At 72.0% G+C, this 16398-nt stretch carries 13 protein-coding genes; 12 read left to right on the top strand and 1 reads right to left on the bottom strand.

Annotated features, from left to right (window positions below; all coding sequences use genetic code 11):
* Positions 1-306: 306 nt before the first annotated feature.
* Both OG898_RS16920 and OG898_RS16925 read left to right on the top strand, forming a co-directional pair.
* Complete coding sequence (locus OG898_RS16920) at positions 307-1731, top strand: NAD-dependent malic enzyme (RefSeq protein ID WP_250741085.1); 1425 nt, start codon at positions 307-309, stop codon at positions 1729-1731.
* A gap of 331 nt (positions 1732-2062) precedes the next feature.
* A complete protein-coding gene (locus OG898_RS16925; RefSeq protein WP_007264399.1) occupies positions 2063-2344 on the top strand; it encodes an HU family DNA-binding protein in 282 nt (93 codons plus the stop codon).
* A 231-nt stretch (positions 2345-2575) separates the two neighbouring features.
* On the opposite strand, the gene murA is transcribed toward OG898_RS16925, so the two are convergent.
* A complete protein-coding gene (murA, locus tag OG898_RS16930) occupies positions 2576-3919 on the bottom strand; it encodes a UDP-N-acetylglucosamine 1-carboxyvinyltransferase (protein ID WP_250741087.1) in 1344 nt (447 codons plus the stop codon).
* Positions 3920-4192: 273 nt separating this feature from the next.
* Here murA and OG898_RS16935 point away from each other — a divergent pair, with 273 nt between their 5' ends.
* The 10 genes from OG898_RS16935 (at position 4193) to OG898_RS16980 (ending at position 16386) form a co-directional block, all read left to right on the top strand.
* Positions 4193-4753, top strand: a complete 561-nt coding sequence (locus tag OG898_RS16935; RefSeq protein WP_250741088.1) for a YqgE/AlgH family protein — start codon at positions 4193-4195, stop codon at positions 4751-4753.
* Between the two features lie 72 nt (positions 4754-4825).
* Positions 4826-5113: a DUF3039 domain-containing protein gene (locus OG898_RS16940; RefSeq protein WP_243337322.1), complete on the top strand. Its 288-nt coding sequence runs from the start codon at positions 4826-4828 to the stop codon at positions 5111-5113.
* Between the two features lie 165 nt (positions 5114-5278).
* A complete protein-coding gene (locus OG898_RS16945; protein ID WP_250741089.1) occupies positions 5279-6916 on the top strand; it encodes a beta-N-acetylhexosaminidase in 1638 nt (545 codons plus the stop codon).
* A gap of 500 nt (positions 6917-7416) precedes the next feature.
* The gene (locus OG898_RS16950) at positions 7417-8211 is read left to right on the top strand and encodes a xanthine dehydrogenase family protein subunit M (protein ID WP_250741308.1); all 795 of its coding nucleotides are present in this window, start codon (positions 7417-7419) and stop codon (positions 8209-8211) included.
* A complete protein-coding gene (locus OG898_RS16955; protein WP_266957766.1) occupies positions 8208-10235 on the top strand; it encodes a (2Fe-2S)-binding protein in 2028 nt (675 codons plus the stop codon). The genes OG898_RS16950 and OG898_RS16955 overlap by 4 nt, the downstream gene beginning before the upstream one ends.
* A 26-nt stretch (positions 10236-10261) precedes the next feature.
* Positions 10262-12565, top strand: coding sequence for a xanthine dehydrogenase family protein molybdopterin-binding subunit (locus OG898_RS16960; protein WP_250741310.1), 2304 nt, complete (start codon positions 10262-10264; stop codon positions 12563-12565).
* 150 nt (positions 12566-12715) lie between these two features.
* Complete coding sequence (locus OG898_RS16965; protein ID WP_266957768.1) at positions 12716-13216, top strand: hypothetical protein; 501 nt, start codon at positions 12716-12718, stop codon at positions 13214-13216.
* On the top strand, positions 13216-14706 hold the full coding sequence (locus OG898_RS16970; RefSeq protein WP_266957770.1) for a WXG100 family type VII secretion target: 1491 nt from the start codon (positions 13216-13218) through the stop codon (positions 14704-14706). The genes OG898_RS16965 and OG898_RS16970 overlap by 1 nt, the downstream gene beginning before the upstream one ends.
* Positions 14707-14838: 132 nt before the next feature.
* The gene (gene mycP / locus OG898_RS16975) at positions 14839-15915 is read left to right on the top strand and encodes a type VII secretion-associated serine protease mycosin (RefSeq protein ID WP_266957772.1); all 1077 of its coding nucleotides are present in this window, start codon (positions 14839-14841) and stop codon (positions 15913-15915) included.
* Positions 15916-15963: 48 nt separating this feature from the next.
* On the top strand, positions 15964-16386 hold the full coding sequence (locus tag OG898_RS16980; RefSeq protein ID WP_250741095.1) for a hypothetical protein: 423 nt from the start codon (positions 15964-15966) through the stop codon (positions 16384-16386).
* Positions 16387-16398 lie beyond the last annotated feature (12 nt).

Here is a 16398-nt window from a genome sequence, read left to right on the forward strand (position 1 = left end):
GTCGCCTAGAGCGACCACTTGCCGCGAGGCGAGCATGGCGGGTCGGTGTCACAGACGTAGGAAGTACCAGGTCCGCGTCCTCCACTCAGTGGGGGCGCGGACCTTTTTTGTATGGGCCACCCATTCCCCAGGGGCCACTTATCTCGTATGGTGGAAGAGTTCTTCCGAAATTTGTAGCTGGTTACCTTGTACCGGCTGGTAGGTGGGACGATCGGACAACAGGTCCTGCCGCACCTGCCACGTTTCGGCCGGAGCAGAGCTGGGCCCTGTGTAAAAAAGAACCAGGGACAGAAGAGGAACACGGCCATGGCAACGGCGCCCAGCGTCTCGTACTCGATGACGGTCCGCCTGGAAGTGCCCGCGAGCGGAACCGCGGTCTCCCAGCTCACCACCGCCGTGGAGTCCTCCGGTGGCTCGGTCACCGGCCTCGACGTGACCGCATCCGGTCACGAGAAGCTCCGCATCGACGTGACCATCGCGGCGACGTCCACCGCGCACGCCGACGAGATCGTCGAGAAGCTCCGCGGGATCGAGGGCGTCAGCCTCGGCAAGGTCTCCGACCGCACCTTCCTGATGCACCTCGGCGGCAAGATCGAGATGCAGTCGAAGCACCCCATCCGCAACCGAGACGACCTCTCGATGATCTACACCCCGGGCGTGGCCCGCGTGTGCATGGCGATCGCCGAGAACCCCGAGGACGCCCGCCGCCTGACCATCAAGCGCAACTCCGTCGCAGTCGTGACGGACGGCAGCGCCGTGCTGGGCCTCGGCAACATCGGCCCGATGGCCGCGCTGCCCGTCATGGAGGGCAAGGCGGCCCTCTTCAAGCGCTTCGCCGGCATCGACGCCTGGCCGATCTGCCTCGACACCCAGGACTCCGACGAGATCGTCGCCATCGTCAAGGCGATCGCCCCGGGCTTCGCGGGCATCAACCTGGAGGACATCTCCGCGCCGCGCTGCTTCGAGATCGAAGCCCGGCTGCGCGAGGCCCTCGACATCCCCGTCTTCCACGACGACCAGCACGGCACCGCCATCGTGGTCCTCGCCGCCCTCACCAACGCACTGCGCGTGGTGGGCAAGGCCGTTGGCGACGTCAAGGTGGTCATGTCGGGCGCCGGCGCCGCCGGTACCGCCATCCTCAAGCTGCTCCTCGCCGCGGGCGTCAAGAACGCCGTCAGCGCCGACATCCACGGCGTCGTGCACGCGGACCGCCCCGACCTCGTCGACGCGGCCGCCGACTCGCCGCTGCGCTGGATCGCCGACAACACCAACCCCGAGGGCTACACGGGCACCCTGAAGGAGGCCGTGGTCGGCGCCGACGTGTTCATCGGCGTCTCGGCCCCCAACGTCCTGTCCGGCGATGACGTGGCCGCCATGGCGGAAGGCGCGATCGTGTTCGCGCTCGCGAACCCGGACCCCGAGGTGGACCCGGCGATCGCCCGCCAGACCGCCGCCGTCGTGGCCACCGGCCGTTCCGACTTCCCGAACCAGATCAACAACGTGCTGGTCTTCCCGGGCGTCTTCCGCGGCCTGCTGGACGCCCAGTCCCGCACCGTGAACACCGACATGATGCTGGCCGCCGCGAGCGCCCTGGCCGACGTGGTCGGCGAGGACGAGCTGAACGCGAACTACATCATCCCGTCGGTCTTCAACGACAAGGTCGCCGGCGCGGTCGCCGGAGCCGTCCGCAAGGCCGCCTCCACGGCTGTGACGGCGCCCACCTCTGTCTGATCCCCGGCGCGTCGCGGGATGCGGGCCCCCCGGGCCGCCCATAGGGTTGCGGCGATGCCCGCGTGGCCCGCGGTCCGCATCTGACGGACGTCACCCGGAGACCCTCCGGACGCCTTCCGGTGCGGACGGAGCGTCACCGCGGCGTGACTGTGGCGCTTTTCGTGTGACCCCGGCGGGTGCCGGATTGGCTTTCCCGCCGGTGGTGGGGGCAGGATGCGTAACCGGGCGAGAGGGTCTGACGTCAGACCCGGGTCCGGGGACTGTCCTAGGGCCCTGGCAGCATCGGCTTCGATCTCACGCCTCTAAGGCACGTTGAACACGGGAGTACAACATGAACCGCAGTGAGCTGGTGGCCGCTCTGTCCGAGCGCGCCGAGGTGACCCGCAAGGACGCCGACGCCGTTCTGGCCGCGCTCGCCGAGACCGTCGGCGAGATTGTCGCCAAGGGCGACGAGAAGGTCACCATCCCCGGCTTCCTGACCTTCGAGCGCACCCACCGTGCCGCTCGCACCGCGCGCAACCCGCAGACCGGCGACCCCATCCAGATCCCGGCCGGCTACAGCGTGAAGGTCTCCGCGGGCTCCAAGCTCAAGGAAGCCGCCAAGGGCAAGTAGTCCGCCCTTGTGCCGAGGGCCGCACAGGTCCCCGGGACGGCAGGAGTACGTAAGTACTTCGACAAGCACAGAGGCGGCCACCCGGCACCGGGTGGCCGCCTCTCGGCGCTTCCGGGGCCGCGAGTGGCCCCCGGGAGCCAGAACGCCCCCACAGGCCCTGTACGGGGCCTGTGGGGGCGTTCTGAGTCGGTCTGTGTGGATCTACGGCGGGCCGGCGGACCGGAACGCCGGTCAGACGAGGTCGCCGCCCGGGAGCTCGACCTTGGCGCCCAGTTCCACGAGCTTCTCCATGAAGTTCTCGTAGCCCCGGTTGATCAGGTCGATCCCGTGCACCCGCGAGGTGCCCTCGGCGGCGAGCGCCGCGATCAGGTACGAGAACCCGCCGCGCAGGTCGGGGATGACCAGGTCGGCGCCCTGGAGCTTGGTGGGCCCCGAGACGACGGCCGAGTGCAGGAAGTTGCGCTGGCCGAAGCGGCAGGCGCTGCCGCCCAGGCACTCCCGGTAGAGCTGGATGTGCGCACCCATCTGGTTGAGCGCGGAGGTGAAGCCCAGGCGGGACTCGTAGACCGTCTCGTGGACGATCGAGAGGCCGGTGGCCTGGGTCAGCGCCACGACCAGCGGCTGCTGCCAGTCGGTCTGGAAGCCCGGGTGGACGTCGGTCTCCAGTGCGATGGCCTTGAGCGGGCCGCCCGGGTGCCAGAAGCGGATGCCGTCGTCGTCGATCTCGAACGCCCCGCCGACCCGGCGGAAGGTGTTCAGGAAGGTCATCATCGAACGCTGCTGCGCGCCGCGCACGTAGATGTTGCCGCCGGTGGCCAGCGCGGCGGACGCCCAGGAGGCGGCCTCCAGCCGGTCCGGGAGCGCCTTGTGGTTGTAGCCGCCGAGGCGGTCGACACCGGTGATCCGGATGGTCCGGTCGGTGTCCATGGAGATGATCGCGCCCATCTTCTGCAGGACGCAGATGAGGTCTTCGATCTCCGGTTCGACGGCGGCGTTGCTGAGCTCGGTGACGCCCTCGGCCAGGACGGCCGTCAGCAGCACCTGCTCGGTCGAGCCGACCGACGGGTAGGGCAGGCGGATCTTGCAGCCGCGAAGGCGCTGAGGGGCCTCCAGGTACTGGCCGCCCTCGCGCTTCTCGATGGTCGCGCCGAACTGGCGGAGCACCTCGAAGTGGAAGTCGATCGGCCGGCCGCCGATGTCGCAGCCGCCGAGGCCGGGGATGAAGGCGTGGCCGAGGCGGTGCAGCAGCGGACCGCAGAACAGGATCGGGATGCGCGAGGAGCCCGCGTGGGCGTCGATGTCGGCGACGTTCGCGCTCTCGACGTGCGAGGGGTCGAGCACCAGCTCGCCCGGTTCGTCACCGGGGCGGACGGTCACCCCGTGCAGCTGGAGCAGCCCGCGCACGACCCGGACGTCCCGGATGTCCGGAACGTTGCGCAGCCGACTGGGCTCACTGCCCAGCAGGGCCGCGACCATCGCCTTGGGTACGAGGTTCTTCGCGCCGCGGACACGGATCTCGCCCTCGAGCGGAGTTCCGCCGTGGACAAGCAGTACATCGTCACTGATGCCGGTCATGAATCTCGCGTTCCGGAGAGGGGTGGGCAGGGGGCCAGTGAAAAGGGTAAGGGGCATGACCCCCCTGTTCGTAAGGCTGACGGGGCCGTAGGACTGTCATGAATTCGGCACAACACCCTGGGTGCCCGCCAGGTGGCGGAGCGTCTCCTTCCGGCTGGAGTCCGGCCGGACGGCCGTGCGCGCCCCGAACTGCCGCGGTGCGCCCTGAGCTGCGTACGGTCCGGATGTGCCGCCCACTCCCCCTCACGGGCGAATGTGCGAGATCATGGCGCCATGACCGAGGTGTCCTCCCTCACAGGGCGGCTGCTCGTGGCCACCCCCGCCCTCGCGGACCCGAATTTCGACCGCGCGGTGGTGCTGCTGCTCGACCACGACGAGCAGGGCTCGCTCGGCGTTGTCCTCAATCGGCCCACCCCGGTGGGCGTCGGTGACGTCCTGCTGCCCTGGGCTCCGCTGGCCAAGGACCCCGGAGTGGTCTTCCAGGGAGGTCCGGTCGCGCTGGACTCCGCGCTGGGGCTGGCGGTCATCCCTGGCGAGGAGGGGCCGCTCGGCTGGCGCCGGGTGCACGGGGCGATCGGCCTGGTGGACCTGGAGGCCCCGCCCGAACTCCTCGCGGCGGCCCTGGGGGGCCTGCGCATCTTCGCCGGGTACTCCGGCTGGGGACCGGGGCAGCTGGAGGAGGAACTGGGCGTGGGCGCCTGGTACGTCGTCGACTCCGAGCCGGGCGACGTCTCCTTCCCGGATCCGCAGCGGCTGTGGCGCGCCGTGCTGCGGCGCCAGCGCAGCGAGCTGGCGATGGTGGCCACGTACGCGGACGACCCGTCGCTGAACTGAGCCCGGGGCCGGGCCGGCCGGTGCGGCCGGTGCGGATCCCTCGCGCGCGAGGGACTCGGTACCCTGGCAGTCATGAGCACTCTTGAGCCCGATCGCGGGACTGGTACGGGGACCCTCGTAGAGCCGACGCCGCAGGTGTCCCACGGCGACGGCGACCACGAGCGCTTCGCCCACTACGTCCAGAAGGACAAGATCATGGAGAGCGCGCTCGGGGGCACCCCCGTCGTCGCGCTCTGCGGCAAGGTCTGGGTGCCGGGCCGGGACCCGAAGAAGTACCCGGTCTGCCCCATGTGCAAGGAGATCTACGAGTCCATGGGCCCCGGCGGGGACAAGGACAAGGGCGGCAAGGACGGGAAGTAGTCCTCCGGCCCTCCTGAAACGGGACGAAGGCCCCAGGTGCGCGGTTTTGCGCACCTGGGGCCTTTTCCGTGCCCTCGGGGCGGGCTAGGGTCGGCCGCGACGAGCACGGTGTGGAACGGGCGTTGCGCACTGTGCAACAGGCTGGCTGCTGTGAAGGGCTGACGCATGGACCTGATCCCCGTACCCCAGGTCGCGGTTCCGGACGGGGACGGCCGCCGCCTCGTCCTGGGGCCCGAGCCGGTGCTGGACGCCGGGCCGGGCACCGAGGGCGTCGCCCGGTGGCTGCGCCGGGAGCTGGGGTCCGCCACCGGCTGGAGCCTGCCGCCGGCCGCGGCCGGCGCGCGAGCCGACGTACGGCTGCGGATCGACCCCGAAGGTGCCGGTGAACTCGGGCCGGAGTCGTACGGGATCACCGTCGGCGCCGACGGCGTGGAGCTGACCGGCGCGAGCGCGGCCGGGCTGTTCTGGGGCGCCCAGACGCTGCGTCAGCTCCTGGGTCCCGACGCCTACCGAAAGGCCCCGCTGCCCGGCCGGACCTGGAGCCTGCCGTACATCGGCATCGCCGACGGCCCCCGCTTCGGCTGGCGCGGGCTGATGCTCGACGTGGCCCGGCACTTCCTGCCCAAGGACGCGGTGCTGCGGTACGTCGACCTGCTCGCCGCCCACAAGCTCAACGTGCTGCACCTGCACCTGACGGACGACCAGGGCTGGCGGGTCGAGATCAAGCGCTACCCGCGGCTCACCGAGGTCGGCGCCTGGCGCTCCCGCAGCCGGTGGGGCCACCGGGCCTCCCCGCTGTGGAACGAGACCCCGCACGGCGGCTTCTACACCCAGGACGACCTGCGCGAGATCGTCGCGTACGCGGCCGAGCGGCACGTCCGGGTGGTGCCGGAGATCGACGTGCCGGGGCACTCGCAGGCCGCGATCGCCGCGTACCCGGAGCTGGGGAACACCGACGTGGTGGACACGGCGGCGCTGGAGGTGTGGGACGACTGGGGCATCAACGAGAACGTGCTCGCGCCCACCGAGGCGGTCCTGCGGTTCTACGAGGGGGTCTTCGAAGAGCTGCTGGAGGTGTTCCCGGCGGAGGTCTCGCCCTTCGTCCACGTGGGCGGGGACGAGTGCCCCAAGGCGCAGTGGAAGGCCTCCGGGGTAGCGCAGGCGCGGATCGCCGAGCTGGGGGTCGACGGCGAGGACGGTCTGCAGTCCTGGTTCATCCGGCACTTCGACGGCTGGCTCGCGGAGCGCGGCCGCCGGCTCATCGGCTGGGACGAGATCCTGGAGGGCGGACTGGCCCCCGGAGCGGCCGTGTCCTCCTGGCGCGGCTACGCGGGCGGCATCGCCGCCGCGGAGGCCGGCCACGACGTGGTGATGTGTCCCGAGCAGCAGGTGTACCTGGATCACCGTCAGGCGGACGGCGAGGACGAGCCGATGCCCATCGGCTACGTACGGACATTGGAGGATGTGTACCGGTTCGAGCCGGTACCGCCGAAGTTGTCCGAAGAGGCCGCCGCCCACGTGCTGGGCGCGCAGGCCAACGTGTGGACCGAGGTGATGGAGGACCAGAGCCGCGTCGACTACCAGGTGTTCCCGCGCCTCGCGGCCTTCGCCGAGGTGGTGTGGTCCCGGCTGCCGCTGCCCGGGGAACGGGACCACGCGGACTTCGAGGCGCGGATGACGGCGCACTACCGCCGCCTGGACGCCCTCGGGGTCGACTACCGGCCGCCCGGCGGCCCGTTGCCGTGGCAGCGCAGGCCCGGGGTGCTCGGCCGCCCGATCGAGGGAGCGCCCCCGAACGTGTGACGAGCCCCCTGCGGGGTGAGCGCGAGCCCCCCGCGCGCGGATGGGGACCGGGCGGCGGCGCCGGGACGGGAACGCGGCGCCGCCGGCGCGGGATCGAAGCCGGATCGAGGCCGGAGCGAGACCGGATCACGGCCCGGTCGCGGCCGGATCACGGGGCGATCGCGCGGCAGGTGCGGGGGCCGTGCGGGGGGCCGTACGCGGGGTCTTGCGGGGGTGGTGCGCCGGTGGTGCGCGGGCGGTGGACCCTCGCGTCCGGTGCTCCGGAAGATGTGCCAGAGTTGCCACGTCCCGGCGGTGAGCACGTACCGTACGGCGGACAGGCGTGAGCGCCGGGACCGGGACATCGGGAAGGGGCAGCTGGGTTGACCACGCACGCACCGCACGCACCGCAGGCACGGGACTCGTCCCAGGGGCCCCGCAGCGACCCGCGGGCGGGGAACGCGGATCAGTCCGTGACGCTGCCGGCCTCGCTCGACGAGGCCGTGGCGGCGCTCGCGGCCATGCCCGCCGCCGTCCCCGTGGCGGGCGGCACCGACCTCATGGCCGCCGTCAACGCGGGACTCCTGCGCCCCGCCGCCCTCGTGGGCCTCGGCCGGATCAACGAGATCCGCGGCTGGCAGTACCAGGACGGCCACGCGCTCCTCGGCGCCGGCCTCACGCACGCGCGCATGGGCCGGCCGGACTTCGCCGCCCTCATCCCGGCCCTGGCCGCCGCCGCGCGCGCCGCGGGCCCGCCGCAGATCCGCAACGCCGGCACGCTCGGCGGCAACATCGCCACGGCCGCGCCGACGGGTGACGCGCTCCCCGTGCTGGCCGCGCTGGAGGCCGTGCTCGTCATCGTGGGGCCCGGCGGATCGCGGCGCGAGATCCCGGTCTCGCACCTGCTCGCCGGCCGGGAGATGCTCCGCCCCGGAGAGCTGATCGGCTTCGTGCGCGTGCCGTTGCTGCACGCGCCGCAGGTGTTCCTCAAGGCCACGGGGCGTACGGGACCGGGGCGCGCGACGGCGTCCGTGGGGCTCGTACTGGACCCCGCGCGCCGGGGTGTGCGCTGCGCGATCGGCGCGGTCGCCCCGATGCCGCTGCGGCCGCTGGAAGCCGAGCAGTGGGTTGCTTCGTTGATCGACTGGGACGGGGACCGCAGTCTGGCCCCCGAGGCGCTCGAAGCCTTCGGCGAGTACGTCGCGGCGGCCTGCGTGCCCGACCAGGGGGAGCCGGTGGCTCCCGCAGTACTGCATTTGCGGCGGACGGTGGCCGTGCTGGCACGGAGGGCCCTGGGGAGGGCACTGAGCTCATGAGTGAGAACGAGAACACGGGGTCCACGGGCCCCAGCTGGGGCTGGGAGCCGGTGCCGCACGGCGGCGAGTACGACTCCGACGCCACGGCCTTCGTGAAACTGCCGCAGGACATGCTGGACGCGCTCGGCACCGGGGAGCCCCTCGCGGCCCCCGGGCACGGCTACGTGCCGCCCCCGATGATCGTGCCGCTCGGTACGGGGAGTACGGATCCTGCGGCCACGGGCACGTGGACGATCCCGGTGCAGTGGCCGGAGGCGGGCGCGGCAGCACCGGCGGACGCCGGGGCGGGGGCTTCGGGGGCCGCGGCGCGGGCGCCGATCCCGGCATCGGTGCCCATTCCGGCTTCGGTGGCCGCGGCGTTCGCGGAACCGGCGGCGGAGCCGGTGGCCGAGCCCGCTGCGGAGCCCTTCGGCGAGTCCTACGCAGAGCCTTTCTCCGAGCAGTTCTCCGAGCCTTTCTCCGAGTCCTACGCAGAGCCCTTCGCGGGGGACCGGGCCGCCGCACACGAGTCGGGGACGACCGCCGAGTGGCGGTTCCCCGAGGCGGCGGCGAGCGACGTGTGGACCCCGGGAGGCGCCGGCGACACGGGCAGCTTCGGGCAGCTCGCGGCCGCGGCCGACTGGAGCCAGGCCCCCGCGACGCTGCCCGGCGGGGCCGCGGCCCCGTGGGCGACCCATCCGGACTTCGAGGGTGCGCGCGGGTACGTGGCGCAGCAGCCGGGTTCCGACGGTGCGGGCACCGACGGGCAGGGTTTCGGCGCGCCGGGGTCCGACCCGCTGGGCTCAGGGGTGTTCCCCGGGGCGTTCCCGGGGGTGTCGGCGCCGGCCGTCGGATCCTTCGGCTCGACCCCGGGACGCGGACCGCGCGTGCTGGGCGGCCCGGGAGTCGGCACCCCGCTGGACGGGGAGCAGGGCTACCCGGCCCCGCACGACATCGAAGCCGCCCACGGGCCGGCGCAGGTGCCGGATTCGGGGGAGCGGCAGCATCCGGGGAACGAGGGTGAAGCCCGGGATGGGGCCGAAGCCCGGGACGGCGGCGAAGCCCGGGGCACGGGCGAAGCCCGCGGTGAGGGTCAAAGCTGGGGTGAGGGCGAAGCCCGCGGTGAGGGCGAAGCCCGCGGTGAGGGCGAAGCCCGGAGTGAGGCCGTAGCCGGGGCCGCCGACGAGCGGGGCTCGGGCGAAGCCGGGGCCGTGGAGGCGGAGCAGGGTGACGGCGGAGCCGTGCCGGCCGCCGGCGGAGCGGGGGCCGCGCCCGCGCCGGGTTCGGACGACGCCGACCTGGCTGTCGGGACCGCTCCGGCGGGGACGGCCGAAGGGGTTCCGGGCGAGGGGGCGACGTACGAGGAAGAGACCGCCGATGGAGCGGACGCCGGGGCCGTCGCCCACCACGAGCACCCGTCGGCCTCCTACGTCCTGCGCGTCAACGGGGCCGACCGCCCCGTCACCGGTGCGTGGATCGGCGAGTCCCTCCTTTACGTGCTGCGCGAGCGCCTCGGCCTCGCCGGCGCCAAGGACGGCTGCTCCCAGGGTGAATGCGGCGCCTGCGCCGTGCAGGTCGACGGCCGGCTCGTCGCCTCCTGCCTCGTCCCGGCCGCCACCGCGGCGGGCAGCGAGGTCCGTACCGTGGAAGGTCTCGCTACCGACGGGGAACTGTCGGACGTACAAGAGGCGTTGTGCAGGTCGGGTGCGGTGCAGTGCGGGTTCTGCGTACCGGGCATGGCCATGACCATCCACGATCTGCTGGAAGGCAACCACGCCCCCAGCGAGCTGGAGACCCGCCAGGCGCTGTGCGGCAACCTCTGCCGCTGCTCCGGGTACTCGGGCGTCATCGAGGCGGTGCGCGAGGTCGTGGCCGAGCGCGGTTCGGCGGCGGAAGCGGCCGCCGCGGCCTCGGCCGAGGCCCGGATCCCGCACCAGGCCCAGCCGGGCGAGGGCGGCGTCCACGGGATGCAGGGCAATCAGGGGAACCAGGGGAACCACGGGATGCAGGGCGACCAGGGCAACCACGACGGAGGCACGGCGTGAGCGCCCACGACGCGGCGACGGTCCCGGTGACGGTCGCGACACCGGTCTCCGAGGGCGCGGAGCCGTCGGAGTCGGCGGTCCCGCGCGGCATCGGCGCGTCCGTCCCGGCGGCCGACACCCGCGCCAAGACCGAGGGCACCTTCCCCTACGCCGCCGACCTGTGGGCCGAGGGCCTCCTCTGGGCCGCCGTGCTGCGCTCCCCGCACGCCCACGCCCGCATCCTGTCCATCGACACCTCCGCCGCCACCGAGATGCCCGGCGTACGGGCCGTCGTCACGCACGCCGACGTCCCCGGCGCCACCACGCACGGCCGCCGCATCGCCGACCGGCCCGTCTTCGCGCACGACGTGGTCCGCCACCACGGCGAGCCCATCGCCGCCGTCGCCGCCGACCACCCGGACACCGCACGCCTCGCGGCCGCCGCGATCGCCGTCGAGTACGAGCTCCTCGACCCGGTCACCGACCCCGAACAGGCCTTCGGCGCCCCCGACCTGCACCCCGACGGCAACCTGATCCGGCACATCCCGCTGCGCTACGGCGACCCCGAAGCCACCGGCGACGTCGTCGTCGAGGGCCTCTACCGCATCGGCCGCCAGGACCCCGCCCCCATCGGCGCCGAGGCCGGGCTGGCCGTGCCGCGCCCCGACGGAGGCGTGGAGATCTACACCGCCTCCACCGACCCGCACACCGACCGCGACCTGGCCGCCGCCTGCTTCGGGCTGGAACCGGACCGCGTACGCGTCGTGGTCACCGGGGTCCCGGGCGCGACGGCCGACCGCGAGGACGCCGCGTTCCAGCTCCCGCTCGGCCTGCTCGCCCTGCGCACCGGCTGCCCGGTGAAGCTGGCCGCCACCCGCGAGGAGTCCTTCCTCGGCCACCCCCACCGCCACCCGACGCTGCTGCGCTACCGCCACCACGCGGACGCGGACGGCCGGCTGGTCAAGGTCGAGGCCCAGATCCTGATGGACGCCGGCGCCTACGCCGACTCCTCGTCGGAGTCCCTGGCCGCGGCGGTGGCCTTCGCCTGCGGCCCGTACGTGGTCCCGCACGCCTTCGTGGAAGGCTGGGCGGTCCGTACGAACAACCCCCCGTCGGGCCACGTGCGCGGCGAAGGCGCCCTGCAGGTCTGTGCGGCCTACGAGGGCCAGATGGACAAGCTGGCGGCCGCCCTCGGCATCGACGGCGCCGAGCTTCGCCTGCGCAACGTCCTGGCCACCGGCGACCTGCTCCCGACCGGCCAGACCGTCACCTGCCCCGCCCCCGTGGCGGAACTCCTGCGCGCGGTCCGCGACCACGAGCTGCCCGCCCTCCCGAAGGACACCCCGGAGGAGGACTGGCTGCTCCCGGGCGGCCTGGAGGGCGCGGGGGAGCCGGGCGCGGTACGGCGCGGAGTCGGGTACGGGGTCGGCATGGTCCACATGCTCGGCGCCGAGGGCACCGACGAGGTGTCCACGGCCACGGTGAAGATCGTCGGCGGTGCGGCGACGGTCATCTGTGCCGCCGTCGACACCGGCCAGGGCTTCTCCACGCTCGCCCGCCAGATCGTCCAGGAGACCCTGGGCGTCGACGAGGTCGTCACGGCCCCCGTCGACACCGACCAGCCGCCGGCCGGCCCCTCCGCCCACGGCCGCCACACCTGGGTCTCGGGCGGCGCGGTGGAACGCGCCGCGAAGATGGTCCGTACGCAGCTCCTCCAGCCGATGGCCCACAAACTCGGCATGTCCACCGAGCTCCTCCAGATCGCGGATGGCCGGATCACGTCGTACGACGGCGCCTTCTCCACGACGGTCGCGGAGGCGATGGAGGGCAAGGAACTCTGGGCCACGGCCCAGTGCCGCCCGCACCCCACGGAGCCGCTGGACGGCGACGGCCAGGGCGACGCCTTCGTCGGCCTCGCCTTCTGCGCGATCCGCGCGGTGGTCGACGTGGACATCGAGCTCGGCTCGGTGCGCGTCGTCGAACTCGCCGTCGCCCAGGACGTGGGCCGCATCCTCAACCCCCGCCAGCTGGAAGCCCGTATCGAAGCGGGCGTCATCCAGGGCGTGGGCGCGGCCCTGACGGAAAACCTCCGCACGGCCGCGGGCCTGATCCGCCACCCCGACCTCACGGGCTACGCCCTGCCCACCTCCCTGGACGCCCCGACGGTCCGCATCGTCAAACTCGTCGAAGAACGCGACGTGGTGGCCCCCTTCGGCGCGAAGCCGGCGAGCGCGGTCCCAGTGGTCACGGCCCCGGCAGCGGTGGCCTCGGCGGTCCGCGCGGCCACGGGCCGCCCGGTCAACAGGCTCCCGATCCGGCCATCTGCGGCAGTGGCGGCGCCCAACTCGTAACCTTGTGACCCTGATTGCACCTGCAACCCGGAACTTGGGCCTGTCGGCCTCTGTCGATAGAGTGTTTGTGGACACTGGCGACATGCGTGTGTGAATGCCGCGCGAAGCGGGTGTGAACGGGGACGACGGGGAGTCGGGGAGGCCATCATCGTGGCAGTGGACTATGGGCCGGGCGTGTTCGGGCTGGATTACGGCGTGGGCGTGGCCTCGCCGGCGGCTCTGGGCGCGCTCCAGGTCGAGTACGAATCGCTGACCGACTACAAGAAGCGGGTCGACGGCCTGCTGGAGAAACTGGTCGGCTCCCCGGCGAGCGACAAGAAACTGGCGGACGGCACCATCCCGGAGAACTCCCTCGGCGAGGGCTTCGCGGAGGCCAAGCGGCTGTTCACGGCCTACTCGAATGTGCACACGCAGTTGCTTGCGCTGTCCAAGGGGCTGGCGGACCAGATCGAGGGACTGGGCATCGCGATCCAGACGGCGGGACGAGGCTTCGGGGGCGTGGACGAGGACACGAAGCGGCGGATGCTCGCGATCAGCAAGCAGGCGAAAGAGAATTACGTCCCGGAACGGGACCCACTCGCAGCCCCGCCGCCGCACAGCTCTGACTCGCAGGGTGCAACTCCCGGTGCGACGCAGGGCGGTGGCTTCTGATGGCGACGAACTTCGAGAGCCACACGCACCAGCAGCTGCTGGCCATGCTCGCCTCGGCGAACGCGGAGACCCTCAAGACGCGCGGCGCCCAGCTGACGGACGCCGCGGCGACCATCAAGGAGATCGGCGAAAGCCTCAAGGACCACCGGGTCACCGGCTGGGAAGGCGAATCGGCGACGGCCTTCCAGGACTGGGTCAGCCGCACGGGCAATGCGACGCTGCGCCTGAGCGAGTACAGCGCCGAGGGCGGCAAGCAGCTGACGCAGGCCAGCCAGGTCGTCATCGAGGTCAAGGCCAATATGCCGACCTACGACGCGGCGGCAGCCGCCAACCTCGAAGCGTCCCGCGAGTACCGCAACGACCCGGACGCGCAGCAGATCGGCCAGCAGGCCCACTCGAAGCTGAGCGGCGACCGGCAGCTGGCGATCCAGCAGATGACGAAGCTGGCGCAGGGGTACGAGGCTTCGGCGACTGGCATGGAGATGGCGGAGATTCCGACGTTTCCGGCGCCTCCGACGGCGTTCGTGCCGCCGGAGGTCCACGGGTCTGAGGACGTAGCACGTTCCGAAGGCTATGCCGGAGGGACTGGAGGAGGCGGCTCGTCAGGTGTGCCCACGCCCGTGGGACCCAGCGGTTCATCGCACGACTCCGGATCTGTCGCCGGCCCGCAGCCGTCTCCGGGCGGTAGCGGCCTTACGCCGACGAGTCCGGCACCGGGCCCCGTTCCGGTGCCCCCGGACCGCAACATTGGCACGGGTCTCGACACCATCGGTCCCACGCCGAGTCCGACCCTTCCCCCGGCCCCGGGAGTGCCCGGAGCCCCGGGTCCGGTCGGACCGGGCGGCGGTGGTCCGGGTGTCAACCCTGGTGGGTTCGTCCCGCCCCTGACGCTGCCGCCGGGCAGTGGCGTCCCGAAGCCGATCGGGGGGATCGGTCCTGGCGGCTTTGGTCCCGGTGGGACCATTCCCGGCCCCGGCGCGATTGGTGGGAAGGGGGGCGGGCTGGGCGGTGTTGCCGGGCTGCCCCCGCGAGACAGCGGAATCTCTGGCGGTCGGCCCGTGACACCCGGTGGGCCGGGTGCGAGCATCCCCCGTGGCACGGTTATCGGTGCTGAGGGTGCCCAGGCGGCTGGGCGCGGCATGGGTGGCGGTATGGGTATGGGAGGTGGCGGAGCTCACGGCAGTTTCGGCGGGTCCATGGCCGGCCGTCGTCTCGCCACCGAACCGGGCGGTGTCGTTGGTGGAGGCCAGTCGGCTGTGGGTGGTCGCTCAATCGCTGGTGGGCAGCCGTTCACGCAGGGTGGTTCCGGGTTGGTTCGCGGTGGGTCAGGTGCCGGACCGGCGGGTGGCCCCATGGGCCACGGCGGCGCTGGTGCGCATACTCCGGGCCGACGGGGCGATGGCCGGCAGGGTGAGCGCCCTGACTACCTGGCCGAGGACGAAGAGACGTGGCAGGGCGATGCTCGTGTCGTTCCGCCGGTGATCGACTGAGTGGAGCGGACGTTGCACGGGATGCGTATGCGTAGGGCGACCGCGGCCTTGGCAGGCTTTCTGCTGGCTGGGGTCGCCGCGGCCCCGGCAAATGCGGAGACTATCCGTTCGCGGCAGTGGCACCTCACTTCGATGAAGGCCGACGAAATCTGGAAGACGAGTAACGGTAAGGGAATCACGGTTGCCGTCATCGATGGTGGTGTCAACCGCATCCCGGAACTGGAAGGGCAGGTGGTCCCCGGAAAGGACTTCGCTACGACGTACTCCGGAGACGAGAGGACGGACTCCAACGAGCACGGCACGGCGATTGCTGCCCTGATTGCCGGAACTGGTAAACATCCCAGTGGCGATGGGTCGTTCGGTCTTGCTCCGGGTGCCAAGATTCTCCCGATCCGCGTGCCGGAAGCTGTTGACGTTAAGAATGCGGCCTGGACTGCGGCGATTCGGTATGCGGCAGACTCGGAAGCGAAGATCATCAACATCTCCCTGGCTTCATCTGCTGAAGATCCGGCACGCCTTGAGGCCGTCAAGTATGCCCTGTCCAAGGGGAAGTTGATTTTTGCTGGTGTTGGCAATGATGGGGACTCGACAAACGAGGTCATGTATCCGGCGGCGACGCCGGGTGTGGTGGGTGTCAGCGCTGTTGATTCCGCTGGCAAGGTGACTCCGGAATCACAGCACGGCTCCCAAGTGGATCTCTCGGCCCCGGGCATCGACATCATCTCGGCATGCTCCGGCAAGACCGGCGTGTGTAAGAGCCACGGCACAAGTGACGCCACCGCACTCGCCTCTGCCTCGGCAGCGTTGATCTGGTCCGCGCACCCCGACTGGACCAACAACCAGGTGCTCCGGGTTCTCATGAACACCGCCGGCAAGCCCACCGACGGCGCCGCGCGCAGTGACTTCGTCGGGTACGGCATCGTCCGTCCTCGTATCGCCGTGGCAACCCCCGGCGACCCTGGTCCCGCGGACGTCTACCCGCTCCCCGACCTCGCCGCAGCCGGCGGAGGGACGGGGACCAAGGCTCCCTCGGCTCCCTCCTCGTCCAGCCCTGAGGGCTCCGCCCCCGCTCCTCAGGCCGATGTGAAGAAGGACGACGGCGTCGGCGGCAGTCATCTCCCCTATGTCGGGCTCGCGCTCGGTCTCGGTGCCTGTGTGCTCATCGGTGGAGCCGTCACCGCCGTGGTCGTCCGGCGACGGAGCCGCTGAACCGGCGGACTCCACCACCAGCAGAGCCAGAAGGAAGGAGGCCGCGCCATGTCGTTCGACGAGGAATGGTCCACGGCCCGGAGCGCCGCCGCAAACGTCTCCACGCGGCTCAACAGCGTGCCGGCCGCGCCCGGCCCCGGTGGCGGCAGCGCCGATCTGGAGCTGAACCAGGACCACATCGGCGAGGTCGGCTCCGAGGCCTACACGCTCCACACCCGGCTCTCCACCGACGGCAAGCACGCCGCCGCCTCCACCGCCGAGGCGGCCGGCGCGCTCACGCGCGAGGGCTTCGCCAGCGGCGCGGCCCTGCTCAAGGTCAACACCCGCTGGGAGAGCCAGCTCAAGACCCTGGTCGCCGCCTGCGCGAACATCTCCAACGGCCTGAACTACTCCCTCTCCTCGCACAGCAAGGAAGAGCAACAGCTGCACGCCGATTTCACGGCCTCCAAGATCGACGAGCTCCTCAAGTGACGAAGGTGTCGG

The organism is Streptomyces sp. NBC_00193 (assembly GCF_026342735.1).
GTDB lineage: Bacteria > Actinomycetota > Actinomycetes > Streptomycetales > Streptomycetaceae > Streptomyces > Streptomyces stoeckheimensis.